The following is a 25,825-nucleotide window of genomic DNA, read 5'->3' on the forward strand; positions in this document are numbered from 1 at the left end:
TCGCTTCCCGCCTTACGCGCGACATTTTGGCTCGCTCGGGTGACGCGGCCTATGGCGCAACGGCCCTCGAATGGAGCCTTGTCGTTGAGAGTTGTAAAGCGGATGAGGCACTACGCGGGCAGACGAATGAAAGCTCTCCGCAATAGACTGTACTTCCCAATCCTGATCTTTGCGACGGCAATGCCGCACCAATCCATGCCCCCATTCTTTGATCGCTGTGTGCGTCTCGTTGTCGGCGCAACGCTCTCTGTTTCACTTGCCGCCTGCCACCATGAAGAGCCGTGGAAGCTCACGGACGTCCAGGGGCATTTGCCCGATCTGGATTTCGAACTGACCTCAGACGCCGGCAAGCAGATTAGCCAGGCGAACCTGGCAGGTGATGTCACACTCGTCTACTTCGGCTACACGCATTGCCCGGACGTATGCCCGGAGACGCTGGCCAAACTGGCCCAAGTGACGCATCAACTGGGCGGCGCCGCACAGCATGTGAAGGTCCTGTTCGTGAGTGTCGACCCGGCGCGGGACACGCCCGCAGTGATGCATGCGTATGTCGATGCGTTTGACGCAAAGCACGACGTCGGCCTGACCGGTTCCGACAGCGCGATCAAGGCGCTCGCGCAACGCTATCGCGTCGCGTACCAGGCTGACAAGCCCCGCGCGAACGGTGGATACGAGGTAACCCATAGCTCGGCGATCTACATATTCGATGCGAAAGGGCACGCACGCCTGATCGGTGCGGACGACGATCCGGTCGACGCATTTGTGCACGATCTGCGTCAATTGGCCGACGAGACCTGACGACAGGCGCCCGCGACGGTGCTGAAGACGCCGCGAACGAGCCCGCGCACCCACGGTGTTTTCAACAGATAGAGTCGGACGTACGTCGGAGATTCCGGCCAGATTCGCCCGGAGGAGCGCTTGTTGTCGCCACGACCAGAATCCATATGCACGCTCAACGCAAGGTTTCCTGACATACAAGTGTGTGGCGCCAGTAGCATCGTGGATCACGCCACCGCTTGAGCAGGCTGGACCTCGACCGTGACATGGGACAACCCCTTAAAGCGCTGGAGCACCGCATGATAGAAACGTGAATCCCGCTGTGACTCGCTGGTCGCGACCGATACGACCGCGCTCATGTGGCCAGGGCCCACCCGCCATACATGCAGGTCGAGCACCTTGTCGCCACGGTCCTCGATAGCATGGCGAACGTTCTCCGCCATACGGCGGTCCAGATTTATGTCGAGCAGAATTGCACCGGTGTCACGCATCAACCCGTACGACCATTTTGCAATCACCAGTGCGCCGACGACGCCCGCGAGCGGGTCCATCCAAAGCCAACCGAACGTGCGCGCGAGTATGAGGCCAATGATTGCCAGCACGGACACCGCGGCGTCAGCCATTACGTGGATGTGGGCCGACCGGATGTTATGGTCCCGGGTCGCTGAGTTATGAGCATCGTGGCCGCGCTCATGCTCTTCGAATTCGAGCTCGTGCTCGCCGCCCGGCATTCGCACGATGGCCTTGAAGGCGTGCGGCTCAGGAATATCTTCCTTCGATTCCAGATAGCCACCGCGGTACACCAGCGCGAATACCCGTAGTGTGCCGTCAGGCCGCACCGTTGTAACAGACACTGTCGACGCGTCCAGTCGAGAACCATCGGTCGCTGGCGTAATGCGGAACACGGGAAGAGCGCCATCTTCGGAGATGGAAACGGCAAACACACCGGACGGAGCGAAGATCTTCTGCGCCTCGTCTTCGTAACCATGCCCGTGATGGTCGCCGGGCAGCCACGCGCTCGCCAGGTTGACCAACAGGCCTACCACCGCGATGGGAATCGCTTCGCCGAAATGAATCGATACTGGCGACAGAAAGCGCGACACAGCCTCGTACCCAATCAGCACTGCGATCATGGCAAGCACGATGGCACTCGTGAAGCCCGCGAGATCGCCAAGCTCGCCAGTACCGAAAACGAAGCGGGGGTCGGCAGCATGCTTACGCGCGTATGTGTACGCGAGGGCTGCAATCAGCATTGCTCCAGCGTGCGTCGACATGTGCAGACCGTCTGCAACAAGCGCCAGTGAGCCAAACATATTGCCGCCGATGATTTCAATCAGCGTCATCGCGCTGCACAGCGCAATGACCGCCCAGGTCCTGCGCTCGTTCTGCTCGTGAGCCGCGCCCAGAAAGATGTGGTCGTGTCCTGCGCCGAACGCCGAGTCTTTGAAATCACTCATGTGCTGCTCTACTTGAAATAGCTGTGAACGACTTCGATGAGCTGGTCAGTCGCGCTGCCGGCCGGCTCTTTGTGGGTTTCGACATCGACGAGATCCGTGCGGTTATGCTCCTCGAGCACTACCGCCAGCAGGCCATTCATCGCGCCGCGACAACTGGTGATCTGCTGCAGGACGTCGATGCATCCACGCTCTTCCTCAAGCGCCCGCTCGATGGCTTCCACTTGCCCCTTGATGCGGCGGACCCGGTTGAGAAGCTTCTGTTTCTCACGAATGGTGTGGCTCATGAATGACCTCCGAAATACCGCAGGAGCGTATATGCCAAAAAGGGTGGAGGGGTATGCTAATTCTCCCCGGTGAACGAAGGCGAATTGAAAGAATTTGACTGCATTAGACCCGGCTTCGCCTTTCGGGCAGCGGCCTTTATGGATGGACTTTGTTTGCGCGAGGACGGCACGTGCGAGCGAATCCACGATACGCGATAGGGCGTCACCGTCCCACCGGGACGCGCCAGGCACGCGATCATTGCCGCGTCGGCGTCCGGTCACCAGGAAGAAGCAGGCATACGTTTTCCTGACGTGATCGGCTGCTTCCGGCCGGACACAGCCTCGTGTGATAAGAATTTGCGCCGCGTGCTTCAGATGCTGCGAGCGACGCTACGTGAACCCGTCGCGGCGTTCGACCTGGCTCCGATCGATTTCCGTGCATGCGGCGGTGCGTCATCTATTGGCGACGTGACTCTTTGGAATGCAAAAATGCAGGCATCCGAGTTGACCGACGACCAGGTCGCGGAACTGGTAGAGATGTTCCGGCAGATGGGCGATCCGACCCGCCTGAAAATAATTGCAGCATGCCTTCGCGTGCCGATGTGCGTTTCCTACATCGCGGCAAAATATGGCTTGGCGCAAACGCTCGTCAGCCATCACCTGCGGCTTTTGCGAGCAGCCCGGGTGCTGCGCGCCGATCGGTGCGCAAAACAGATTTTCTGTGTAGCAACTGACGAGCACGTAGAGCGTGTCATCAGCGACATGGCTGAACACGAGTGTGAGCATCCGCCGTCCGAATTTGATGAGCCACCGAAGGAGGAATGACGCGTTTTGCAGCTGACCTGCAAGGCAAGCCCCGATGTTTTCCGGCTATCGAACCCACCGCGCCGGTTAATTAAAGCACAGACGCGTTTGCTTCATCGGGGGTATGGCATCATCTAGACGGAAACAAAGGGCGTTGACTTCGGCGTGCGCAAGGAGGATCGCTTTAACATCTGGCCGGATTAACCGTTGCCCATTGGGGGCACGCCGCGAAGCCCACGTCATGCGTTCACTGTCACGTGAGTCGAGGAGCACTGCTATGAGCACCTGCAACGAACCGCATCATGCCCATCATGACCATCAGCATGGTCCGAACTGCGGACACACTGCGATCAGGCATGGCGATCACACTGACTATCTGCACGATGGCCACCTGCACCATCCCCATGGCGATCACGTGGACGAACACCGGCTGGAGGTGAGCGCAAAAAATCCGGATCAATGTACTTCCAACTGCGGCGGTCATGAGTCGGGACATGTCCACGGGCCGGCATGCGGCCACGAAGCGGTACCGCATGGCGATCACGTCGACTACCTGGTCAACGGCCACCTGCACCATCCGCACGGCGATCATTGCGACGACCACGGCCCGGTTGAGCTCGCCTGAGTGCCCGGCGCCAGGCAGGCGAAGTGCCTCAATACGATTGAGTATGCATGGTGCCAGGTTACTGCCTGGGTGGACACACCTTACTGCGTCCACTCAGGGAACGGGTCGGTAAATTTGTGCCACGCGACTTCATCACGGGCCAGTTCGTCCTCGCTTAGCAGGCAGGCATCAAAGGACGCGCGCAAGGCTGCCTCGTCCATTCCGGTGCCGATCAGGACCAGCTCCTGTTGACGATCCCCGAAACGCTCATGCCAGCGGCTTCGGATGATAGCCTGTGCTTCGGGCTCCTGCGGCCAGGCGTGCCTGGGCACGGCCGCCCACCAGGTCCCGGCGCGTCCGTGACGCGAGACCGCGCCGGCTTGCGACCATTCGCCGACCGCATGGTTGCGCGAGGCCAGCCAGAAGTACCCCTTTGAGCGCACGACGCCCGGCCACTCGCTCTGAATCCAGTCGAAGAAACGCTGCGGATGAAACGGACGGCGCGCGCGGTAGACGAAGCTGGTGATGCCATATTGTTCGCTTTCGGGAATGTGTTCGCCGCGCATCTCCTTGAGCCACCCAGGCGCTTGCGCAGCGGCTTCGAAGTCGAACAGGCCGGTATCGAGAACCTGCCCGATCGGCACCTGGCCAAAGCGGCTTTCGACGATCTTCGCGCGGGCGTTCAGCACCCGCAGCACGCCTTTGAGCAATTCCAACTCGCTTGCGCTCACAAGGTCCGTCTTGTTCAGCACGATCACGTCGCAGAACTCGATCTGCTCGGTCAGCAGATCGACCACGGTGCGGCGGTCTTCCCCGCCCATCGTTTCGCCGCGATCCGCCAGGAAGTCGTGGGAACCGTAGTCGCGCACAAAGTTATAGGCGTCGACGACCGTCACCATCGTGTCCAGGCGAGAGATATCCGAGAGGCTGTGACCTTGTTCGTCGCGAAACGTGAAGGTTTCCGCCACCGGCAAGGGCTCGGATATGCCCGTGGATTCGATCAGCAGATAGTCGAAGCGCTTCTCCCGCGCGAGCCGCTGGATCTCGATCAGCAGGTCCTCGCGCAATGTGCAGCAAATGCAACCGTTGCTCATTTCGACGAGCTTTTCGTCGATGTGCGAGAGCTGGCTGCCGCCGTCACGAATCAGCTGAGCGTCGATGTTGACTTCCGACATATCGTTCACGATTACGGCCACCCGCTTGCCTTCGCGGTTATTCAGGACGTGGTTCAGGAGCGAGGTCTTGCCCGCGCCGAGAAAGCCGGACAGTACGGTGACGGGGAGTTTGTGCATGGGAAAAGTGGAGCCTCAAACGTGGTGAAGAAGATCGCATGAATCGACACGGCCAGCCTGCTGGCCGAGGCGGGTGCGCGGCAAGCAGGCGCGATCCTTCGTGTCAGTTCTGCAGGACTTCGCCAACCATACAGTTGTCGAGGCCCGCCTTGAAAAGATCATGTGGCAACTGTTTGCCGATGAAAACAATCCGGGTTTCGCGCGTTTCATTCGCGGCCCAGGCCTTACCGATATCCGCGCCAAAAATCATATGTACGCCCTGGAACACTGCGCGACGGTCGACACCCGCCAGGTTCAGCACACCCTTGTAGCGCAGCATCGCGGCACCATAGATCGCAACCATGGCGCTGAAGAACGCCTCGAGCTTGTCCCGATCCAGAGGCGCAGTAGCGCGGTAGACGAAGGACGTCACATCGTCGTCATGCTCGTGCGAAACGTCTTCAAGGAAATCGGGCTCGATGTCGACAATGGCATCCAGACTGAAGCTGCGGATGTCGAGCAGTTGCTTCAGGTCCGTCTCGCCAAAATGTGCCGGCCTGATCGTCGCGCGCGGGTTCATTTGCCGCAACCGGCGCATCAGTTGCTGCGCCTGCTCTTCGCCAACGAGGTCCACCTTGGATACGAGGATACGGTCCGCGAATCCGACCTGCTCCTGCGCTTCGTGATGTTCGTCGAGCTGCTCGCCGCCATGCCGTGCGTCGACCACCGTCACGATGGCGTCGAGCAGGTATTTCTCCTGCACGACATCGTCAACAAAGAACGTTTGCGCGACGGGCGCCGGATCGGCAAGTCCCGTTGTCTCGATGATGACCCGCTCGAACGCGAGTTCTCCTGTCTCCCGTCGCGCGGCGAGCGTCGAAAGAATGCGCACCAGGTCGCCACGCACCGTACAACAGATACAGCCGTTGTTCATTTCGACAATCTGCTCGTTACCGTCCTGCACCAGCAATTCGTTGTCGATGCCCGCTTCGCCGAACTCGTTTTCGATGACCGCAACGCGTCCGCCGTGATGCTCGGTCAGGATGCGGTTGAGCAAGGTCGTTTTTCCGGCGCCGAGGAAGCCGGTCAGGATGGTCGTCGGGATACGCTGGAAGCCGGTTGCATCTTGCATTGCATTCTCCTGTGAGCGGCACGCGCTCAAGCATGTTCGCCCGTCGAGGTGCCCGGGCGCTGAGCAAATGGTTACGGTCGAGATGCCCCCATGCGGTGACAGCCCGCTTCGCTGATGCCACGCTCCGGGACGGCCAGTCTGTCTGCCGGGAACGCTGGACACCATATGTGTTATGTTATAACGTATCTAATCCTGTCGGATTGTTATTTTTCGTGCCAGGAACGCCAATGAAAAAAATCGCCGCCAGGCTTTGCAACTCCGTTCAGCACCGCGCATCCTGGAGTTCAGGACAGCCAGACCGGTTTGTTTGGCGCGCCGCACTAAAGCCCATCGGTAGCCTTTCGGCTGCATTGGTACTGCTTGCCGTGCATCAGGGAAGCGCCATGGCGGCATCAGCAGCGGCTGGCGTAATCAACGCCATCGGTGTCGAAAACGAGTACGCCGACGTCATCGCCCAGATCGGCGGCAAGTACGTTCAGGTGAGCGCGATCGAAACGGATCCCAATACGGATCCACACACGTTCGAGGTCAACCCGAAGGTGGCAGCGCAGCTTGCTTGCGCCGATCTGATCGTCAAGAACGGCGTGGGATACGACGCCTGGGCCGACAAGATCATCGCAGCCGCGCCCAACAACAAACGCAAGGTCATCGACGCCCAACACCTGCTCGGCCTGCCCGACAGCACGCCGAACCCGCATCTCTGGTACGACCCGAAAACCATGCCGGCGGTTGCGAAGGCAGTGGCAGCGGACCTTTCCGCATTGAACCCCGCGCAGGCAGCCTACTTTCAAGCCAACGTGAAGAAGTTCGACGCATCACTCAAGCCCTGGCTGGCTGCAATTGCATCGTTCAAGGCGCACTACGCGCAAACGCCTGTCGCGGTGACGGAGCCGGTCGCCAACTACATGCTCGAAGCGGTCCGCACCGATATCGCCACACCCTTCAGCCTGCAGGCGGCGATCATGAACGGCACCGATCCCTCTCCGCAGGACGTGACGAAACAGAACAGCCTGTTCACGGACCACAAGGTCAAGGTGTTCGTCTACAACCAGCAGGTCACGGATGCGCTCACACAGTCGTTCCTCAATCTGGCCAGGAAAAATGGTATTCCGGTGGTCGGCGTCTACGAGACCATGCCAACCCCCGGCTTTACTTACCAGTCGTGGATGCTGGCGGAAGTCAATGCGCTGGAAAAGGCAGTGACTTCCAAAGTGTCCACCGAAACCTTGCAGGCTGTGCAGTGAGCGGCATGTGCCCTGGCAACGAGGTCCTTGCGGTCGACCGGGTGAGCGTCTCTTTCCCGGGGCACAGCGTGCTACATGACGTGAGTTTCAGGCTGGAAGCGGGAGAGTTCTGCGGCCTTATCGGTTCGAACGGTTCGGGCAAGACCACGCTGCTGCGTACGATCCTCGGCTTCCAGGTAGCGAGTGCAGGTAGCATCAGGATCGATGGTGGGCGCAACCTGACCTCGGTGGGTTACGTCCCGCAGAAGATCGCGCTCGACCCCTACCTCCCGATGCGTGCGCGGGATCTGGTGTCGCTCGGCCTCGAGGGCCACAGGCTCGGCTTGCCGTTACCGTCGAAAAAACGCCGCGAGGCGGTCGACGGGATGCTCAAAGCCGTGGATGCAGAGCCTTTCGCGGACCAGCGCATCGGGGAACTGTCCGGAGGCCAGCAGCAGCGGGTACTGATCGCACACGCTCTGGTTCGCCGTCCGCGGCTGCTGTTGCTGGACGAACCTCTGGCCAACCTCGACATGCGCAGCGTCGCCGAAATTGTCGCGCTGTTGCGCCGCCTGAGCGTCGAGCACGGGCTTGCGGTCCTGCTTTCGGCGCATGACATGAATCCCTTGCTGCCGGTGATGGACCGGATCGTCTACCTCGCCAATGGCCACGCAGCGAGCGGGGCGACGGACGAAGTGGTGCGTACCGAGGTCCTGAGCAGACTGTACGGCTATCACATCGATGTCGTCCGCGTGCACGGCCGCGTGCTGGTGATTGCCGCCGGCACCGAGGCCGAAATGCTTGCCGCCGTTCGGCGAGACCCCGCCCACATTGTGCAGGTTCCCTGATTCGAGATGGATTCCCTGCTCACCCTCATCTTTGAACCGGGCTTCTTTAGCAGCGAACCGGTGCATACCGCGATGGTAGTCGGCGGCGGCGCCGCCGTCGTGTCCGGCGTAATTGGCGTATTCACCGTCATGAGGAGCCAGTCCTTCGCCGGCCACACGCTGGCCGATGTGAGCAGCGCGGGCGGTGCTGCGTCGTTCCTGCTCGGCATCAACCCGTTGCTGGGATTTCTCATCATGGCGGTCATGGCAGCGGGCGGCATGGAACTGGTGCGGGTGCGCCGCGCCCGTGAGCGCGATCTTGTGACCGGCGTCGTGCTGGGCGCGGGGCTTGGCCTTGCCGCGCTGTTTCTTTACCTCGACGTGACATCGAAAAGCACGACTGGAGCGGCGATCACCGTCATGTTCGGATCAATGTTCGCCATTCCGGCATCGATCATTCCGCTCGCACTGGCGGTGGGCACGGGGGCGTTGATTGCCGCGGGCGTGCTTTATCGTCCCTTGCTGCTCAGCTCCGTTGACCCAGAGCTGGCTGCGGTCATGGGCGTGCAGGTTCGGACGGTCGGACTCCTGCACCTGCTGGTATTGGCGCTGGCCGTTTCCCTATCAGCTATTACGGTCGGCGCCATCCTGTCGACCGCACTCCTGATAGGTCCGGCGGCGATCGCCTTGAGGGCGGCAAAGCGGCCAGGCTGGGCCACGGGTCTGTCCGCGTTAATCGGCCTGGGCACGACCTGGGGTGGCATCCTCCTCGCGTACGACAGCTACTACTGGACCCCCGGGCACGGCTGGCCAGTGAGCTTCTTCGTGGTGACGCTTATCTTCGCCCTGTATGTCATCACAGGTCGCGCCGGACCTGCACGGAAGCCCCCAACGGGCGCGCGGATCGCCCTGAACGCCCGTGAACCGGGTGAGGCCTGACCATGTTCTCCAGCTTCATGACCAACACGTGGATCGTGGCGAGCATCGTAGCAGCGGTCGCCGGATTCATCGGTTTCTTCGTGGTGATTCGAGGCGCCTCGTTCGCCGCGCACGCCTTGCCGCTCGGCACCTTTCCGGGTGCTGCAGCGGCAAGCCTGCTCGGTATCAATCCGCTCTTCGGCCTGATCGTCTTCGCTGGTCTCGGCGTGATCGGAATCAGTTGGCTGAGCCGGCGCGGAAGACACGAAGTCGCAACCGCCTTGTGCCTCGTCACGCTGCTAGGCTTCGGGGCGCTGTTCCTGAGCATGACGAGCGAGTATTCACAAGCGGTCTATGCCCTTCTCTTCGGCGAAGTACTGGGCGTGAGCAACACCGATCTCGCGCCGGTTGCCGCGATCAGCGGGTTCTCGATTGCGGTTGCGGTTGTGCTCTTCCGGCCACTCCTGCTCAGTTCGGTATCGCCCGATCTGGCGAAGGCGAGAGGCGTATCGAGCCGCGCGATGGAACTCGCGTTCATGAGCATCCTGGCGCTTGCGACGGCAATGGCGCTCCCGGTAGTGGGCGCGCTGCTAGTGTTCAGCCTGATGATTGGACCCGCGGCTGCGGCCCGCTCGCTGACTGACCGGCCGATTCTTGCGATATGCGTGTCGGTTGGAATTTCGCTCGTCACGGTGTGGACATCGATCGCCCTCTCCTATGTCTCCAACTGGCCAGTCGGTTTCTTCGTTGGCATGCTTGGGGCCGCCTGTTACGGAGTGGGGCAGGTCTGGACCCGGGCACGAGCCTTCGCGCGCCACCACGACGAACGGCCGGCCTCGGAGGCACCAGTCGGCTCGCTGACGGGACCGCCAACCGGCGTGAAGCCGAGCGCATGAGACTTGGCCTCAATCGCGGCAAGCGACGTGCGGTCCTCGTCGAATGTGGGTTCTGTTGCAATAGCGGAGGCTGGTATGCTGCGGGACCTAACAGAATGATGTGAATGGCAATGAAAGCGCTGAGTCCGGCGGTAGCCGAAGTGCTGAAGCGGTTGCACTATCCGCTCGAGATAATGTTGGTGTGCGTGCGTTGGTACGTGGCCTACCCGCTGAGCTTGCGCAATCTCGAGGAGATGATGGCCGAACGCGGGATCGCGGTCGATCATTCGACCGTGCATCGGTGGGCCATCAAGCTTCTGCCAGTGCTTGAAAAGGCGTTCCGCCGCTGCAAGCGTCCGGTCGGCAAGAGCTGGCGGATGGACGAAACCTATGTGAAGGTCCGCGGCACATGGAAGTATCTCTACCGCGCCGTCGACAAGGCAGGCAACACGGTCGACTTTTTGCTGCGAGCCAAGCGGGACAAGGAAGCGGCCCGACGGTACTTCGAGAAGGCCATCGATCAGAATGGCGCGCCCGAAACCGTAACCATCGACAAGAGCGGTGCCAATCTGGCCGGGCTGAACGCCGTGAACGCCGGGCGTGAGACGCCCATCAAGATCCGTCAGGCCAAGTATCTCAACAATATCGTGGAACAAGACCATCGGGCGATCAAGCGCCGTACCCGACCCATGTTGGGATTCAAGGATTTTCGCTGTGCCCGCATCTTGTTGAGTGGCATTGAACTCATGCCTATGATCTCCAAGGGGCAGACGGTGCGGCGGGGTCGCGGGTCTGATGTCAGTCTGCTGAGTGACCTGGACGGAGCGGTGAGCAATGGGTCGCAGCAATAGCGCTGGCAAAATTTCGCGCTATTATTTCTGGATTGGGGGCCAGTAGAGGACAAACATGGATGCGTCTTCAGACAGTACCGATCGCCCATGGAGCGTGTCGCTGATTCAGACCAAGATGCTCCCGCCCCGTCTTCCGTCTGGCTGCGTGCAACGATCCGTGTTGCTTAAGTGGTTGCGTAAGCAGCCGGTTCGCAGCATCACCGTCGTGACCGCCCCGGCGGGGTTCGGCAAGACGACATTGCTTGCTGGTTGGTGTGAAGCGCTGTCGCAGCGAAAGCATGTTGTTGCATGGCTCAGCCTCGACGCAGAAGACGATGATCCGCAGCAGTTCTGCGCTTACCTGGTGGCCGCATTCGCCAGGGCCTCGGCGGAAATTGCCTCGCAAGCGCAACAGATCCTTAATAACGATCCGCTGACTCCTATCAGAACGGTCATTTCGCTACTCCTGAACGGGATCGCTGCATCCGGTAGGCGCGTTTTCCTCGTGCTGGATGACGCCGACCGTCTGACTGCGAAACCAGTTCTTGCGATTACTTCCCGTCTGCTTCGCTATGCCCCCGAGAACATGCATATCCTGCTCGGGGTGCGAGGTGAACCGGCCTTGATAGTTGGTCAGTTTCGAGCTCCAGAGGAACTAGTACGTATTGATGTCGACGATCTCCGTTTTTCGATCGCCGATGCGCAGGCATTTTTTGACCGGACAGGCACCGTGCCGCTTGACCGGACCAGTGTTGAGTTGCTGAACGAGGCAACGGAGGGGTGGGTCGCTGGCTTGCAACTTGCTGCTCTTGCGCTACGCGATGTGGGCGATGCGGCCAAGGTCGCCGGTGCGCTGGTCGGAGTCAGCTCCGGAATCGATTCGTACCTGAACGATACCGTGCTCGCACATCTGCCGCCCCATATGCTGAAGTTTCTGCTGTACACGTCGATTCTTGAACGACTCGCCCCTGAGTTGTGCGATGCCATCATGGGCAAGGGAAGTGGAAGCGGGGGCCAACTCGACTGGCTCGAGCGGCACAGCGTGTTCATCCGGCCGCTGGATGAAACACGGCACTGGTACCGCTATCATGCGCTCCTGTCCGACGCACTTCGTCGGCGCCTTCTTCGCCAGATGCCGCAACACGTCCCGTTGCTGCACCGTCGTGCGTCCCAATGGTTTGCAGGAGCACGTCTTTGGCCCGAGGCAGTCAGACATGCCTTGGCTGCAGGCGAACTCGAGCAGGCGGCACAGTGGGTTGAAAACTGTGCGACGGAGATGCTCGAGCGCGGTGAGTTGAACACGTTGCTAGGATGGATCGGAAAACTGCCACCGGATGTCATCCAGAGACGGCTTCGTTTGCGCCTTACGAAAGCATGGGCGCTCGTGTTCTCGATTCAGCCGGACGCCGCCTCGAGGGAAATTGCTGCTATTACCGACGAATTCTTTCGGGGGCGTCGCAAGGATACCCGCATGGTAGAGGAAGCGGCATTGGCGGAGATCAACGCGGTCAGCGCACTGATTGCCTCTATGGTAGAGGACAGCGAGCGGGCACTCGAACTAGGCCATGCTGCTCAAAACTCAATGGCGCCTACGGCGCCGTGGGTGCAGCGCTGCGCGCAATACGCGCAGCTCTTCGGCTTGATGCACAGGGGCAGGTTCGACCAGATACGTGAAATACGCGACGCCGTCGGCGAGCGAGTTGAACAGGGTCAGGAGCCCGACTACTCGGATATGTTTCGACGCTCGTCGTTCGGTGTTGCTGCATTTGTGCATGGCGAGCTGTCTGAATCAAGGCGAATTTTTGAGGCGATGTTCCACCGCATCGAAAAAGCATGGGGCCACTCGTCATCCTGCGCGACCTGGGCGGCCAGTTGCCTTGCTGCGATCTACTATGAGTGCAACGAACTGCCTGAAGCGCGGAGGATGATCGCGGGCCGCACGACCGCTGCACTGGAAACCTCGCCGCTAACTGGTTTGATGCGCCATATACTGTCTGCAGCACGCTTGCTGTGGCGCGACGGGGAGATGGGTTCGGCGCTGGCTATTCTCGAAGACGGTCGACAGGCCGCCGTAACCCGACACTGGCTACGTCTGAAGTTGGCGCTGGATGCCGAAACGGTAAGATTGCTCCTTGTAGAAGGCAACGTTGCTCAAGCGAGGCAGATCGCCGACGAGCTGAGCAAGAGCGTGCCAATGATGTGCGAAGGGCTGACTGGGTGCGCGGTAGACACCTGGACAAGCTATTGTCTCCTGCAGGCTCGCGTACTGATCGCCGGGGATCGTGCAGATGAAGCCGTCACGCTTCTCACACCTTTGCTTGATACTCTGGCTGCTACGGGCAGGCGCTATTCGGAGGCTGTGGTTTCCTTGCTGTTCTCATGCGCGCTCGCGCAATGTGGAGCGTCCGAAAAGGCGCTTGGTGCGCTCGAACGAGCGCTACGGCTCGGAAGGCAGAGCGGCATGATTAACAGCTTCGTGGATGAGGGGCCACCCGTGCGCGCGTTGCTACAGCAATTTCGCTTGGCTTCAGCGAATGTTCCTACGGCAGAAACGGCGTATGTCGACAGGCTGCTTACAGCTTTTGATGCCTTCGGCAATTCACCGGCTGCGTCGCCCGCGCATGTTGAGGCCGTGCCGCTGTCACCGGATGTTCTTAGTGCGAGGGAGTTTGAGGTACTCGAGTGCGTTGCCCGCGGTCTTTCGAACAAGGAAATCGGCCGGTCGTTGAAACTTGCACCCGAGACGGTCAAGTGGCATTTGAAAAATATCTTCGAAAAGCTCGACGTAAATTCGCGAATTGACGCCGTACAGAGAGTTTTTGGACCTGGGGTAGGAGAGCGCCGCGCGGCCATGTAGTGGCGAGCCATATGCAATAGCCCTCACCAGATTCGGCGCGGACATCCCCAGATCGCCTGGACTTTTTTCTCAGAATCACAAGCGCAGCCGCTTCCGCCAGCGCCTTCTCCTTGCGCTGCAATTCCTTCTCAAGCTGCTGGATGCGCTTCTTGTCATCTTTCGACTGATGACGCTGCTCGCGCGCCTGCTCGGCAGCATTCGCGTCGGCCGCCTGGCAAGCAGCCCGCCACGCCGCAATCTGTTCGGGATAAAGACCTTTGCGGCGGCAATACTCGGCCAGCTCCGCTGCGTTGAGCGGCGCGGTTCCAGCACTACCGCAAACTTGTCTTCCGAAGACCATCCTTCGGGATTCTTCCCATCGCCCGGCACTGCGACTCCTTGTCCTTTGGCCTGTCGGCGCCACGTGTACAACGTCTGTTCTGTAATCCCCGGTTCTATGGCCAGCGCCGAAACCAGCGCATTTTCTGGCGGCATCATGCGGCGCACTAACGCTTCTTTTCTTTCTGCTGAGTAGGCTTTCATTCACCCTTTTGCGACAGCAACGCTGTTCATGCCGCACCCCCCCGGCGTCAGAATAGATACTGTGGTCCCCGTCAAGCATTTTGTAGTTCGGGATCGAAGCACTTGCCTGACCTGATAACACCGAATGCGACGTGAACGAGCTTGCGCAGCATCGACGCGCAATCGACAATCCCGGACAAGTAGCGTCCAGGGGTCTGCGTGTTACTTCTTGGATGTGCCGAGCAGTTCGGTGTGCGCCACGACATGGCCTTGCATCGCCTTTTCCAACGCCGCCTTTGTGGGCTTGTGAAGATCGGGCAGCACGGTGTCGAGCGCGTAGAGCTTATGGAAATACCGATGACGGCCAGTGGGCGGGCATGGGCCGCCATACGTGGTGCGATGGAAGTCGTTGGTGCCTTCAAGTGTGCCAGCCGGAAGCGCGCCCGAAGTGACGCCCTCCTGAACACCAGGAGTCGTCGTCGGGATGTTGTAAAGCACCCAGTGGACCCATGTCATCCGTGGCGCGGCCGGGTCGGGCGCGTCGGGGTCGTCGACGATCAGCACGAGGCTTTTCGCGTTGGCGGGTACCCCGGACCACGAGAGCGGTGGGGAGACGTCCGCGCCCGTGCAGGTGTAGCGCCGAGGAATCTCGCTTCCTTCGTGGAAAGCTTGTGAGGTGAGGGTGAAGGCCATGGTGCGCTCCTCGGCGTCAGCCCGCGCTGCCAGCTAGTGCCTGCGATGCATCCAGCTCATATGATGTGTGTCGAGCCACTGACTCAGGCTCTCTCCCGGGTGATCGCGCCTGTAGCGCCTGGACAAGGCCGATGCAACGACAACGAGAACCACAAGGCCAACCCAAAAACTGATCATTGATTGAGTCATGGCAGCCTCCTTGGGGAATGCGACGATCCCTAAATTGTAGTCATTGGCGGCCGAACTGGCTCAACTCGAGAAGGCGGCTTACAGCCCGAACGGCTACGTCAATGATCCTCCCGATCTCCAGCGTGCCGAAACCCGTTTTTGCGTGATCGCCGCCGCATCTGTTGCAGTGCGGCACTCCCCAATCGACCCAATATGCGGGACGACCCTGGATTGCCGCGCCGCTGCGCTCTCCCTACCATCGACTCCCCGCGCCATTGCAGCGAGTGCGCCATCGGCAGGCGACGTCAAAAGCGAGTGCCACAGCCAACACAATCCATACAGCACCTACTTAAGCTATCAGGAGGCAAGCATGCTCAGCGCCCATGAATTTGCGACATTGATGCTGGTCAGGGATTCGGCTGACCACATTGCCGAGCGGGAAGAACTCGATACGTTGCTTGAACGTCAGCTCGTCACCATGGAGAGGCTTGCCTGCGGGGCAGTGCGACCTCGCGTGACGCAGGACGGCGATTCGCTCCTTCGTAACCTCGCGCGCATACACTGAGAAGTCGAAACCTGCCGCGTGTCGGCTGGGACTGGAGCGAGCAGCTAGCCTCAACCGACGAACCGCGAAGTACCAACGAGCCCTCGGATCTTCGACTTCCTCGTAGTCGCCGGGGTGGAATGCGCACACGCTTGCGTTGGCGCACCCCGCGGACATCGGACCACCATTCCTTCGGCACCATGCCATAGGGCAGGGCGGCTGCACGATCGGGGCACAAAAAAGAAAACGCCCGCGTTATTCACGCGGGCGTTTCCGTGGCCCCGCTACCGCGCCCCAATGAACGATTTCTCGTCCGCTTCTGCATCAGGGGCCGGCTTCCGCGCGGCTCTCTTCAAGTATAGGGCGCTTGGCGGGATATCCAAGTCGGCGAGACCAGTTTTTTGCACGGAACGCGAGCGGATGATTCAGACGTTTGAGTACTCGCGCCGCCTCTGGACTCAACGCCGTCATTGAGCTTTCAGCCGTTCATGCCGTTCGGTACATGAAAGCGACAACCTTCCTGCAAAGCCGGCTGGCCTAATAGCGATAAGCAATTCTTCGAAAAATGCACGTCTGCTTCCGCAAGCGCACACGAGGACATCATCTTTTGCCAGCCGCATCGAGATACGGCCCTGTTGACCCGCGTACTTTTAACACCGCAGGCAGCGCATATCCTTGTCGCGTTGCCCGGCCGTCCAGCGCGTCGAGCAGATGCCTCGCGGCGACCATGCCGATCTCGCGTGTGTCCACGTACATCGTCGTGAGGGGCGGGCGCGCTTCGCGTGCGATCGCGAGATCGTCGAAGCCGGTGACCGAAAGTCGCTCGGGAATGGCGATGCCCAACTCTTCCGCCTCCCGCAAAATGCCGAGCGCAATATGATCGTTGCCGCAGATGATCGCTGTCGGACGCGGCCCCGGCTGTTGCCAGAGCGAGCGCAACGCGCGCCGGCCAAAATCGAGCGTGGATTCACCTTCGACGAGGTGGTCCGGCCGTACCGCGAGGCCATGACGCTCCAGCGCGATGCGGATGCCTGCGAGCCGCGCCTGCACACGGTCGTTGTCGCGTGTCGGTTGGATGCAGGCCGCAAACGACCGATGACCGAGCGCGACGAGATGCTCGGTGATCGCTTCATACGCGGCGCGGTTGTCAACGCCGATGCAATCGTGCGGACTGCCTTTGCGCCACGCGTAAAGCACGACGTAGGGCACGCGCCAGACTCGCAGCGCATCAAAGAGCTCCGGCGGATGCGCTTCGCCCACCACCGCGATCGCCTCCACGCCGCGCGCGAGCATCGCTTGAACCTGGGAGAGAGCCTCTTTAGGATCGTAGTTCGAGCACCCGAGAAAAAGCGTGATGCCGCGCGCGGCGAACACAGCCTGCATGCCGCTCACCTGCGAGGCAAACACCTGATCATCGAGCGTCGGAATGACGATGCCCGCAATGTGGCTGCGTGTGGATGCGAGCGCACGTCCGGCTGCAGTCGGAAACCAGTTCAGCTCCAGCGCAGCCCGCTCGACGCGCTCGCGCACGCTGTCCGACACTTTGCTTGGCTCGTTGTAGACGCGCGATACCGTCGCCGTGGACACGCCCGCGAGCTTCGCCACGTCGGACAGCACCGTGCGCCCCGTGCTGCGGCGGGAGCGCGCCCCGGCCGCCCGCCCGGCAGGTGACGGTTTTTCTTCGAGAGCAGAGTCAGAGGCGGAAGAGCGAGGCATCGACGTTCAGGTTTCGTGCAGGGAGCCCGTCATCTTACTCGCGGCGCGACACAACGGCGCATCCGTCAGGCCCCCGCTGCGATGCGCGAGCGGAAATGCTCGGTACCTTCGACGATCTTGTCGAGCACCGCGTCGAGCGCCCAGAAGCGTTCGCGCACGTCGTAGTCGATCGCGCGGCAGCGAATGGACTGGAACGTGCCGATGCGCTGGTGGTACATCTTCGCGAGTGCCGGATAGCCGAGTGCCTCGGATACCGCCGCGACCACGAGAAAGATCGAGAGCTCGCGGGCGAGCGCCGGGTTCTCGTCGGCGCGATTGCGCAGCCAGTTGTACAGGTCCGGATGGAAGTTCGTGAACACGCCGTTGAATCCCGCGGATCCGGCTTTCATCGCATCCCAGGCAATCGCGGCATTCGCGTTAAGGATCTTCATGGGCGAACCCTTCGCCAGGGCAACGCGGCGCTTCACCGTGTCGAGATCGCAGCTCACGTCCTTCAACATCACGAAGCGGCCGGTGTCGATGCACATCTTGAGCTCGTCGTCGGATAGCAGGCGCCGGTAGGGAGCCGGGCATTCGTATAGCCCGAGCGGTATGTCGGAAGGCAAGCGGCTCATCAGGCGGCGCAAGTTCGTTGAGAACGCTTGCGTGCCGTCGCGGGCTGGATCGAGCCGGTTCGTCACCAGCACGATCCCGTCCGCGCCGGTCGCCGCGGCGACGTTCAGCTCTTCGGCCTGCGCGTCGGGATCATCGCTGATATGGCCCGAGACCACCACCGGCACGCGGCCGCCCACGCGCTCGACCACGAAGCGGCCAAGCGCCGCGCGCTCCGCGAGGCTGAGAAATTGCATCTCGCTCGACTGCGCCACGGCGAACAGCGCGTCCGAGCCGTGCGCGAGATACCACTCGATCAGCCGTTCGAGCCCGGCATAGTCGATGGCGCCGTCGTCGTCGAAAGGCGTCAGCATCACGCGCACGATGCCTTCGATCGTTTGCGACGAGCGCGTCGAAGAAGTGGGGAGGGTCATGTCGGTGTTGTCCTTAGCAGGGTTGAACGGGCAGTTCATCAAGCGGGTGCCGGTGCCGGACTGGCCGGTTCCGGTTCGCTTTCGATCGGCGCCGGCCTCGTCGGCCGCATCGGCCCGCGCAGGCTGCTGGACGTCGCGCAGCCGGGTCTATGAAACCGCCGCCGCGAACGTGGGTTGCGCCCGCACTTCGAACTGTGTCGGGATGGATGCCTGCGCGCCTTCACGCGTGACGCTGAGCGCCGCGGCTCGCTGAGCGAAGTCGATCGCGCCGCGGATGCTCGCGCCGCGCACGCGCTCGGCTGCGAAGCCGCCCCCGCCGGCGAATGTAGCGAACGCGCCACCGAGCAAGGTTTCGCCGCGCGCCGGAAGTCGCTCTGCGTGGACAACGAGATCCATGTTCGCAATGCCGACCACGACGATTCGGTCCCAGGAATGCCGGTCCGCAGATTGAATAGTAGCGCTTACATTTTCGAGCATTTTTGACGATGACATGTCTGAATGAAGTTGGTATTGCTGCCTGTTGGACGTGTTAGCGCTTACATTAACGCGAAAAACAGTGACCGGGGCAACGAGAAAATGACGTCATCAGGGAAACTCCCCAAAACAATTCATCGGACCGGCGATCGCGCTCCGCTCGCCCGCAGGATCATGCTCACCACTTCTTCCGTCGTAGCCTCGAAGCGCTTCGTCGAGAGCGCGCGTTTGCCCGAGAGCGCGCATATTTGAGCCTCGAAATCGGCGTAGTGCTGCGTGGTCGCCCAGATCATGAAGAGGAGCGTCCGAGGGTCGACGGGCGCGAGCAACCCTTTGGCTATCCATCGCTCGATCAGCTTCACGCGTGTGTCCATCCACGGCTTCACGCGTTCGAGCAGGATCTCTTGCATGTGCAGCGCCCCGCTGATTATTTCGTTGGCCCACACCTTCGATCCAAGTGGGCGGCGCCGTGACAGGGCCATCTTGGCGCGCACGTAGCCGCCAATCGCCTCGACCGGATCGTCGCTTGCATCGAACAGGTTGGCGGCGGCGTTCCATTCCTCGAACACATCGTCGAGTACGCGCCAGTACAGCGCCAGCTTGGTCGGGAAGTAATAGTGCAGATTCGCCTTCGGTAAACCCGCGCGCTCGGCGATCAGCGCCGTGCTCGCGCCTTCGAAGCCGCGTTCGGCGAACACGGCTTCGGCACAGGCGAGTAGATGGGATTCATTCGACGCACGAATGGAGGCTTTGCGCCGATGTGGCTTGTGCGATGTGTCGGCGGCTCGTCGCGCCTGCACGGTGCCGCGCGTCGCGAGGGGCGCGGCTCGCGTGGTGGGTTCGTCGTCGCGCATGTTCGGTCCATTCGGAAGAGAAAAGGAGCGCGGCGGCCGCGCGCATGCCGGAATCATTGTAGCCACGATGCAAGTGCGCCGCGAATTCACCGACATCCGGAGAAACGCGCAGCACGGACGGCTGGCTTTTTCACGCACTGCAGCATCAATGGCACGCTTCTCGCTCGTAACTCCGCATTGAATTCGCGAAGTTTCTCGTCTAAAACCTGTCCAATCGGACAGGATTCGAAGGGCTGGGTTTCAGGGGCAGCGCAGTGCCATCGAGACGTGCACCGTTGTGATCCTTCGTGCCCCAACACGGTGGCATGCATGCACGTTTGACAAGCACGGACAGGAGAACACGCATGAACGCAGTAAGCGAAGCCGCGCTGACGACCGCGATCCACGTGAACGGTCAGCGATTGTGGGACAGCCTGATGGAGATGGCCAGGATTGGCGCCACGCCCAAAGGCGGCGTGTGCCGTCTTGCGCTGACCGACCTCGACAAGCAGGGCCGCGATCTCATCGTGCAATGGGCGAAAGAGGCGGGCTGCACGATCAGTGTCGATCAGATGGGCAACGTGTTTATGCGCCGCGCGGGGCGCAACAACGACCTGCCGCCCGTGATGACCGGCTCGCACGCGGACTCGCAGCCAACCGGTGGGCGCTTCGACGGTATCTATGGGGTGCTCGGCGGCCTCGAAGTGATTCGCTCGCTCAACGATTACGGCATCGAAACCGAGCGCCCTGTTGAAACGGTGATCTGGACCAACGAAGAAGGCTCGCGCTTCGCGCCGGCGATGGTCGCCTCGGGCGTATTTGCGGGTGTGTTTGCGCTCGAGTACGGACTGTCGCGCAAGGACGTCGACGGCAAGACCATCGGCGAGGAATTGCAGCGCATCGGCTACGCGGGCGCATTGCCGTGCGGCGGCCGCAAGATTCACGCGGCGTTCGAACTGCACATCGAACAGGGGCCGATACTCGAGGCCGAAAACAGGACGATCGGCGTGGTCACCGACGCGCAAGGTCAGCGCTGGTACGAAGTCGTGCTCACGGGCCAGGAGGCGCACGCGGGGCCTACGCCCATGCCGCGCCGCCGCGACGCGCTGCTGGGCGCCTCGCGCGTCGTGCAGCTCGTCAACGAAATCGGCCTGCGTCATGCGCCGCTCGCGTGCGCGACGGTCGGCATGATGCAGGTGCATCCGAATTCGCGCAACGTGATTCCGGGCCGCGTGTTCTTCACCATCGATTTTCGCCATCCGCAGGACGAGGTGCTGGCGCAGATGAACGCCGAGCTGCGCGAAGGCATCGCGAAGATCGCGGAACAGGGCAAGCTCGAAGCCGACGTCGAGCAGATTTTCTACTACGCGCCCGTGCCGTTCGACGAGGCGTGCGTGAAGTCCGTGCGCGCGGCGGCCGAGCGCTTCGGCTATTCGAATCGCGACATCGTTTCGGGCGCAGGTCACGACGCGTGCTATCTCGCGACGGTCGCGCCGACCTCGATGGTGTTCGTACCGTGCATCGACGGCATCAGCCACAACGAAGTCGAGGACGCGACGATCGAATGGATCGAAGCCGGCGCGAACGTGTTGCTGCACGCCATGCTCGAACGCGCGAGCGAGCCCGGCTGACGCAATTTCGATCGAACGCAAGCGGTCTCAGCGCCGCGCTGTCTTTCCAACGATTCCCCACGTACCGGCCGCGCACGTCACGCACACGGCCGGCGGACCCGTGTTTCGCCGCGCAAGGAGCATCCGGATGTCCCAGACCACCTCGAATGCCGCCAACGGCATCGCGCCAGGCCGTCTCAGTGCCGAGCAACTGGGCTGCAATTTCGCCGACGTCGCGCCGCCGCTTTCCGCGCATGCGGCCGTGATCGCCGCCGACCGCTGTCATTACTGTTACGACGCGCCTTGCGTGAACGCGTGCCCCACGGGTATCGACATTCCCGGTTTCATCCGCAAGATCGGCAACGGCAATCTCAAGGGCGCGGCGCGCGATATCCTCAGCGCGAACCCGCTGGGCGGCATGTGCGCACGCGTGTGCCCGACCGAGATTCTCTGCGAAGGCGCCTGCGTGAGAAATCATCAGGATGGCGAGCCCGTTCAGATCGGCGCGCTGCAACGTCATGCCACCGACTTCCAGATGGCCCGCGAAGCCGCCGGTGCACCTGCGTTGTTCACGCGGGCCAGCGAAACAGGCCGTCGTGTTGCCGTGGTCGGCGCGGGTCCCGCGGGTCTCGCCTGCGCGCACACGCTCGCGCTTGCCGGGCATCGCGTGAGCGTCTTCGACGCGCGCGAACATCCGGGCGGCCTGAACGAGTACGGCATAGCGGCGTACAAGACCGTCGACGACTACGCGCAGCGCGAAGTGCGGTGGCTTCTTTCCGTTGGCGGGATAGAACTGCGCCAGGGCCAGCGACTGGGGCATGACGTGACGCTTGCGGAGTTACGCGCGGCGTATGACGCGGTGTTCATCGGCGTGGGCCTTGGCGGCACGCATACGCTCTCCATCGAAGGCGAACTGCTCGACGGCGTGCTCGATGCCGTGGATTTCATTGCGCGCGTGCGCGAGGCCGACGATCTGGCCAGCGTGCCCGTCGGTCGCAAGGTGGTGGTGCTCGGAGGCGGCAATACGGCAATCGACGCCGCCGTGCAAAGCCGCAAGCTGGGCGCGGAGCAAGTGACGCTCGCCTATCGTCGCGGCGCGGCGCAGATGAGCGCCACCTGGGCCGAACTGGAATTCGCGCGTAGCCAGGGTGTGACGTTGGCCGAGTGGATGAAGCCGCTGCGAATCGTCGGCGACACGCAGGTGCGGGCCGTGGAATTCGAGCGCACCGGGCTCGATATGAGCGGCGCATTGCGCGGCACTGGGGAGATCGTGCGCGTGGAGGCCGATATGGTGCTGAAGGCAATCGGCCAAACGCTGTTACCCGAAGGCCTCGACGGGTTGCAACTCACCGAGGAAGGCGGGCGCGTCGCGGTGGATGCGAACGGCGCCACGTCCCTTGCGGGCGTTTTCGCAGGCGGCGACTGTGCCGGCCACGGCGCCACCGATCTGACCGTCCAGGCCGTGCAGGACGGCAAGCTTGCCGCGCACGCGATCGACCGCTTCCTTGCGAGTCAGTCCGCCAGGGCCGCCCGAGCCGCGTGATAGCTACACCGAATCCAGATAAAACGAAGGAGTCGCATCATGGCCGACTTGCGCTGCACGATTGCCGGCATTCATTCGCCCAACCCGTTCTGGCTCGCTTCCGCGCCGCCCACCGACAAGGCCTACAACGTCAATCGCGCCTTCGAGGCGGGTTGGGGCGGCGTGGTCTGGAAGACGCTCGGGCTCGACCCGCACGTGGTGAACGTAAGCTCGCGCTATGGCGCCACCACCTGGCGCGGCCAGCGCATGGCGGGTCTGAACAACATCGAGCTCATCACCGACCGGCCGCTCGACGTGAACCTGAAGGAAATCGCGCAGGTGAAGCGGGACTGGCCCGACCGGGCGCTCATCGTCTCGCTGATGGTCCCTTGCAACGAGCACGACTGGAAGTGGATTCTGCCTCAGGTGGAAGACACTGGCGCGGACGCTGTGGAGCTGAACTTCGGCTGTCCGCACGGCATGAGCGAGCGCGGCATGGGCGCGGCGGTGGGTCAGGTGCCCGAGTACATCGAAATGGTCACCCGCTGGGTGAAGGAAGGCACGCGCTTGCCTTGCCTCGTGAAACTCACACCGAACGTCACCGACGTTCGTCACGGCGCGCGCGCGGCGATGAAGGGTGGTGCGGACGGCGTCTCGCTCATCAACACCATCAACTCGATCGTCGGTGTCGATCTCGACGTCATGGCGCCGCTGCCCACCGTGGACGGCAAGGGCACGCATGGCGGCTATTGCGGTCCTGCCGCGAAGCCCATTGCACTGCACATGGTCGCGGAGATTGCGCGCGACCCGCAAACGCAAGGCTTGCCCATCTCTGGCATCGGGGGCATTTCCGACTGGCGCGACGCCGCGGAATTCATCGTGCTGGGAGCGGGCAGCGTGCAAGTATGCACCGCGGCGATGCACTACGGTTTCCGGATCGTCAGCGACATGATCGACGGCCTTTCCAGCTGGATGGACGACAAAGGGTACGCCAGCCTCGACGCGATTCGCGGCCGCGCCGTGCCGAACGTCACCGACTGGCAATACCTGAACCTCAACTACGACATCAAGGCGCGTATCGATCAGGACCGCTGCATCCAGTGCGGGCTCTGCCATATCGCCTGCGAAGACACCTCGCATCAGGCGATCACCGCCACGCGCGACGGCAAGCGCCACTTCGAGGTCGTCGATGCGAACTGCGTCGGGTGCAATCTATGCATGCATGTTTGCCCGGTCGATCAATGCATCACGATGGAGCGTGTCGATTCGGGCGAGCGCTACGAGAACTGGACCACGCACCCGAACAATCCGGCGCGTGTCGCCGACCCGAAAGCCGCCTGACATTTCGAAGCCGGATCGAGCCGGACCCACGACAAGCACGGAGAACCCACGTCATGAGCCAGCCCTTTGCAGTCGACGCCAATGCGCGCCGCGCCGAAAGCGAGCTATACAACGATGACCTCGCGCCCACCGGCGTTGCGCAGCGCACATGGCGCTGGTATCACTTCGCGGCACTATGGGTAGGCATGGTGATGAACATCGCCTCCTACATGCTCGCCGCCGGCCTCACCGAGCAGGGCATGGCGCCATGGCAGGCCGTGCTAACCGTGCTGCTCGGCAATCTGATCGTGCTCATGCCGATGCTGCTGATTGGTCATGCGGGTACGAAGTACGGCATTCCTTATGCGGTGCTCGTGCGAGCGTCGTTCGGCACCCAGGGCGCCAAGCTGCCAGCCATGCTGCGCGCCGTCGTGGCGTGCGGCTGGTACGGCATTCAATCATGGCTTGGCGGCAGCGCCATCTATACGCTCGTCAACATCCTCACGCACAACGCGCTGGTGGGCGACGCACTGCCGTGGCTCGGCATTTCGATCGGACAGGCTAGCTGCTTCCTCGTCTTCTGGGTGTTCCAGCTGTACTTCATCCTGCACGGCACCGATTCGATCCGCTGGCTCGAAAGCTGGTCCGCGCCCATCAAGGTGGTGATGTGCGCAGTGCTCGTGTGGTGGGCATGTTCGAAGGCAGGCGGCGTGGGCTCGATGCTGTCGCAACCGTCACAGTTCGCTGCCGGCGGCAAGAAGGCGGGCCTCTTCTGGGCGACGTTCTGGCCGAGCCTCACGGCCATGGTGGGTTTCTGGGCCACGCTCGCGCTCAACATTCCCGACTTCACGCGTTTCGCAAAAACGCAAAAAGACCAGTTCGTGGGCCAGGCCATCGGCCTGCCCATTCCGATGGCGTTGCTCTCGGTGGTCTCCGTGGTCGTGACCTCGGCAACGGTTGTGATTTACGGAAGGGCGATCTGGGACCCGATCGACCTCACGAGTCGCATGGAGGGCGTCGGTGTGGGCATCGCGCTCATCATCCTCACACTGGACACGATGTGCTGCAATCTCGCCGCGAATCTCGTCGGGCCAGCTTACGACTTCTCGAGCCTCTGGCCCAAGGGCATCTCGTACAAGACGGGCGGTCTCATCACCGCGGGTATCGCCATCGTGATGATGCCGTGGAAGATCCTTGCCACCACCCAGGGCTACATCTTCACGTGGCTCGTCGGTTATTCGGCGCTGCTTGGGCCTGTGGCCGGCATCCTGATGGTCGACTACTTTCTCGTTCGCAGCACACGCCTCGACACGGCCCAGCTGTTCGAGGAAAACGGCGAATACGCCTACTCGAACGGCTGGAATCCGGCTGCCGTGATCGCGCTGATCGCAGGTGTGCTGCCGAACCTGCCGGGCTTTCTCAATGTCGCGTTCCCGAATGCGTTTGCCACCGTGCCCGATGCGTTCAAAAGCATTTACACCTATGCGTGGTTCGTGGGACTCGCCATTGCGGCGCTCGTCTATGGCGTGATGATGAAGCTCGGCAAGAGCCGGCGCCCAGGTGTTGCGAGCGCGTGAGCGT

Annotated in this window: 22 protein-coding genes and 2 pseudogenes; 14 read left to right on the forward strand and 10 right to left on the reverse strand. The window is 61.9% G+C overall.

Features of this window, described 5'->3' with window-relative positions; all coding sequences use genetic code 11:
- Positions 1–195: 195 nt before the first annotated feature.
- Positions 196–798, forward strand: a complete 603-nt coding sequence (locus OKW29_RS06210) for an SCO family protein (RefSeq protein ID WP_429290361.1) — start codon at positions 196–198, stop codon at positions 796–798.
- A 206-nt stretch (positions 799–1,004) separates the two neighbouring features.
- Here OKW29_RS06210 and dmeF read toward each other — a convergent pair whose 3' ends face one another.
- The gene (gene dmeF, locus OKW29_RS06215; protein ID WP_429290362.1) at positions 1,005–2,234 is read right to left on the reverse strand and encodes a CDF family Co(II)/Ni(II) efflux transporter DmeF; all 1,230 of its coding nucleotides are present in this window, start codon (positions 2,232–2,234) and stop codon (positions 1,005–1,007) included.
- Positions 2,235–2,242: 8 nt separating this feature from the next.
- Positions 2,243–2,518: a metal/formaldehyde-sensitive transcriptional repressor gene (locus tag OKW29_RS06220; RefSeq protein WP_429290363.1), complete on the reverse strand. Its 276-nt coding sequence runs from the start codon at positions 2,516–2,518 to the stop codon at positions 2,243–2,245.
- A 354-nt stretch (positions 2,519–2,872) separates the two neighbouring features.
- Between OKW29_RS06220 and OKW29_RS06225 the strand changes: the two genes are divergently transcribed.
- Positions 2,873–3,322 (forward strand): ArsR/SmtB family transcription factor, encoded by a 450-nt coding sequence (locus tag OKW29_RS06225; protein ID WP_429290743.1) that lies wholly within the window; start codon positions 2,873–2,875, stop codon positions 3,320–3,322.
- 256 nt (positions 3,323–3,578) lie between these two features.
- Complete coding sequence (locus OKW29_RS06230; RefSeq protein ID WP_090811191.1) at positions 3,579–3,926, forward strand: hypothetical protein; 348 nt, start codon at positions 3,579–3,581, stop codon at positions 3,924–3,926.
- An 80-nt stretch (positions 3,927–4,006) separates the two neighbouring features.
- Here the strand turns inward: OKW29_RS06230 and zigA are convergent, their stop codons facing one another.
- Complete coding sequence (zigA, locus tag OKW29_RS06235) at positions 4,007–5,197, reverse strand: zinc metallochaperone GTPase ZigA (protein ID WP_184071862.1); 1,191 nt, start codon at positions 5,195–5,197, stop codon at positions 4,007–4,009.
- Between the two features lie 103 nt (positions 5,198–5,300).
- On the reverse strand, positions 5,301–6,308 hold the full coding sequence (locus tag OKW29_RS06240) for a CobW family GTP-binding protein (RefSeq protein ID WP_429290364.1): 1,008 nt from the start codon (positions 6,306–6,308) through the stop codon (positions 5,301–5,303).
- A gap of 227 nt (positions 6,309–6,535) precedes the next feature.
- Between OKW29_RS06240 and OKW29_RS06245 the strand changes: the two genes are divergently transcribed.
- The 6 genes from OKW29_RS06245 (at position 6,536) to OKW29_RS06270 (ending at position 13,838) form a co-directional block, all read left to right on the forward strand.
- Positions 6,536–7,552: a metal ABC transporter solute-binding protein, Zn/Mn family gene (locus OKW29_RS06245; RefSeq protein ID WP_429290365.1), complete on the forward strand. Its 1,017-nt coding sequence runs from the start codon at positions 6,536–6,538 to the stop codon at positions 7,550–7,552.
- Between the two features lie 5 nt (positions 7,553–7,557).
- On the forward strand, positions 7,558–8,379 hold the full coding sequence (locus OKW29_RS06250; protein ID WP_429290744.1) for a metal ABC transporter ATP-binding protein: 822 nt from the start codon (positions 7,558–7,560) through the stop codon (positions 8,377–8,379).
- Between the two features lie 6 nt (positions 8,380–8,385).
- Positions 8,386–9,297 (forward strand): metal ABC transporter permease, encoded by a 912-nt coding sequence (locus tag OKW29_RS06255; RefSeq protein WP_429290366.1) that lies wholly within the window; start codon positions 8,386–8,388, stop codon positions 9,295–9,297.
- 2 nt (positions 9,298–9,299) lie between these two features.
- A complete protein-coding gene (locus tag OKW29_RS06260) occupies positions 9,300–10,172 on the forward strand; it encodes a metal ABC transporter permease (protein WP_260336598.1) in 873 nt (290 codons plus the stop codon).
- Positions 10,173–10,282: 110 nt separating this feature from the next.
- Complete coding sequence (locus tag OKW29_RS06265; RefSeq protein WP_429290745.1) at positions 10,283–11,002, forward strand: IS6 family transposase; 720 nt, start codon at positions 10,283–10,285, stop codon at positions 11,000–11,002.
- Between the two features lie 55 nt (positions 11,003–11,057).
- Positions 11,058–13,838: a LuxR C-terminal-related transcriptional regulator gene (locus tag OKW29_RS06270; protein WP_429290367.1), complete on the forward strand. Its 2,781-nt coding sequence runs from the start codon at positions 11,058–11,060 to the stop codon at positions 13,836–13,838.
- A 24-nt stretch (positions 13,839–13,862) separates the two neighbouring features.
- On the opposite strand, the pseudogene OKW29_RS06275 reads toward OKW29_RS06270, so the two are convergent.
- Both OKW29_RS06275 and OKW29_RS06280 read right to left on the reverse strand, forming a co-directional pair.
- A pseudogene (locus OKW29_RS06275) lies at positions 13,863–14,360 on the reverse strand (transposase); the annotation flags it as partial.
- Positions 14,361–14,561: 201 nt separating this feature from the next.
- On the reverse strand, positions 14,562–15,032 hold the full coding sequence (locus OKW29_RS06280) for a YbhB/YbcL family Raf kinase inhibitor-like protein (protein ID WP_429290368.1): 471 nt from the start codon (positions 15,030–15,032) through the stop codon (positions 14,562–14,564).
- A 538-nt stretch (positions 15,033–15,570) separates the two neighbouring features.
- Between OKW29_RS06280 and OKW29_RS06285 the strand changes: the two genes are divergently transcribed.
- Entirely contained in the window at positions 15,571–15,765 is a 195-nt protein-coding gene (locus tag OKW29_RS06285; protein ID WP_429290746.1) for a hypothetical protein, read from the forward strand.
- Between the two features lie 579 nt (positions 15,766–16,344).
- On the opposite strand, the gene OKW29_RS06290 is transcribed toward OKW29_RS06285, so the two are convergent.
- The 4 genes and pseudogenes from OKW29_RS06290 to OKW29_RS06305 form a co-directional block, all read right to left on the reverse strand.
- Positions 16,345–17,460 (reverse strand): LacI family DNA-binding transcriptional regulator, encoded by a 1,116-nt coding sequence (locus tag OKW29_RS06290; RefSeq protein WP_429290369.1) that lies wholly within the window; start codon positions 17,458–17,460, stop codon positions 16,345–16,347.
- Positions 17,461–17,525: 65 nt separating this feature from the next.
- Positions 17,526–18,485, reverse strand: coding sequence for a dihydrodipicolinate synthase family protein (locus tag OKW29_RS06295; RefSeq protein ID WP_429290370.1), 960 nt, complete (start codon positions 18,483–18,485; stop codon positions 17,526–17,528).
- A 147-nt stretch (positions 18,486–18,632) separates the two neighbouring features.
- Positions 18,633–18,797: pseudogene (locus tag OKW29_RS06300) on the reverse strand (PfkB family carbohydrate kinase); the annotation flags it as partial.
- A gap of 296 nt (positions 18,798–19,093) precedes the next feature.
- Positions 19,094–19,813, reverse strand: coding sequence for a TetR/AcrR family transcriptional regulator (locus OKW29_RS06305; RefSeq protein WP_429290371.1), 720 nt, complete (start codon positions 19,811–19,813; stop codon positions 19,094–19,096).
- Positions 19,814–20,157: 344 nt separating this feature from the next.
- Here OKW29_RS06305 and OKW29_RS06310 point away from each other — a divergent pair, with 344 nt between their 5' ends.
- The 4 genes from OKW29_RS06310 (at position 20,158) to OKW29_RS06325 (ending at position 25,821) form a co-directional block, all read left to right on the forward strand.
- The gene (locus OKW29_RS06310) at positions 20,158–21,423 is read left to right on the forward strand and encodes a Zn-dependent hydrolase (RefSeq protein ID WP_429290372.1); all 1,266 of its coding nucleotides are present in this window, start codon (positions 20,158–20,160) and stop codon (positions 21,421–21,423) included.
- A gap of 127 nt (positions 21,424–21,550) precedes the next feature.
- A complete protein-coding gene (locus OKW29_RS06315; RefSeq protein ID WP_429290373.1) occupies positions 21,551–22,945 on the forward strand; it encodes an NAD(P)-dependent oxidoreductase in 1,395 nt (464 codons plus the stop codon).
- 39 nt (positions 22,946–22,984) lie between these two features.
- The gene (gene preA / locus OKW29_RS06320; protein WP_429290374.1) at positions 22,985–24,265 is read left to right on the forward strand and encodes an NAD-dependent dihydropyrimidine dehydrogenase subunit PreA; all 1,281 of its coding nucleotides are present in this window, start codon (positions 22,985–22,987) and stop codon (positions 24,263–24,265) included.
- A 53-nt stretch (positions 24,266–24,318) separates the two neighbouring features.
- On the forward strand, positions 24,319–25,821 hold the full coding sequence (locus tag OKW29_RS06325) for an NCS1 family nucleobase:cation symporter-1 (protein WP_429290375.1): 1,503 nt from the start codon (positions 24,319–24,321) through the stop codon (positions 25,819–25,821).
- Positions 25,822–25,825: the final 4 nt, after the last annotated feature.

Source organism: Paraburkholderia sp. CI3 (assembly GCF_050436505.1).
Lineage (GTDB): Bacteria > Pseudomonadota > Gammaproteobacteria > Burkholderiales > Burkholderiaceae > Paraburkholderia > Paraburkholderia tuberum.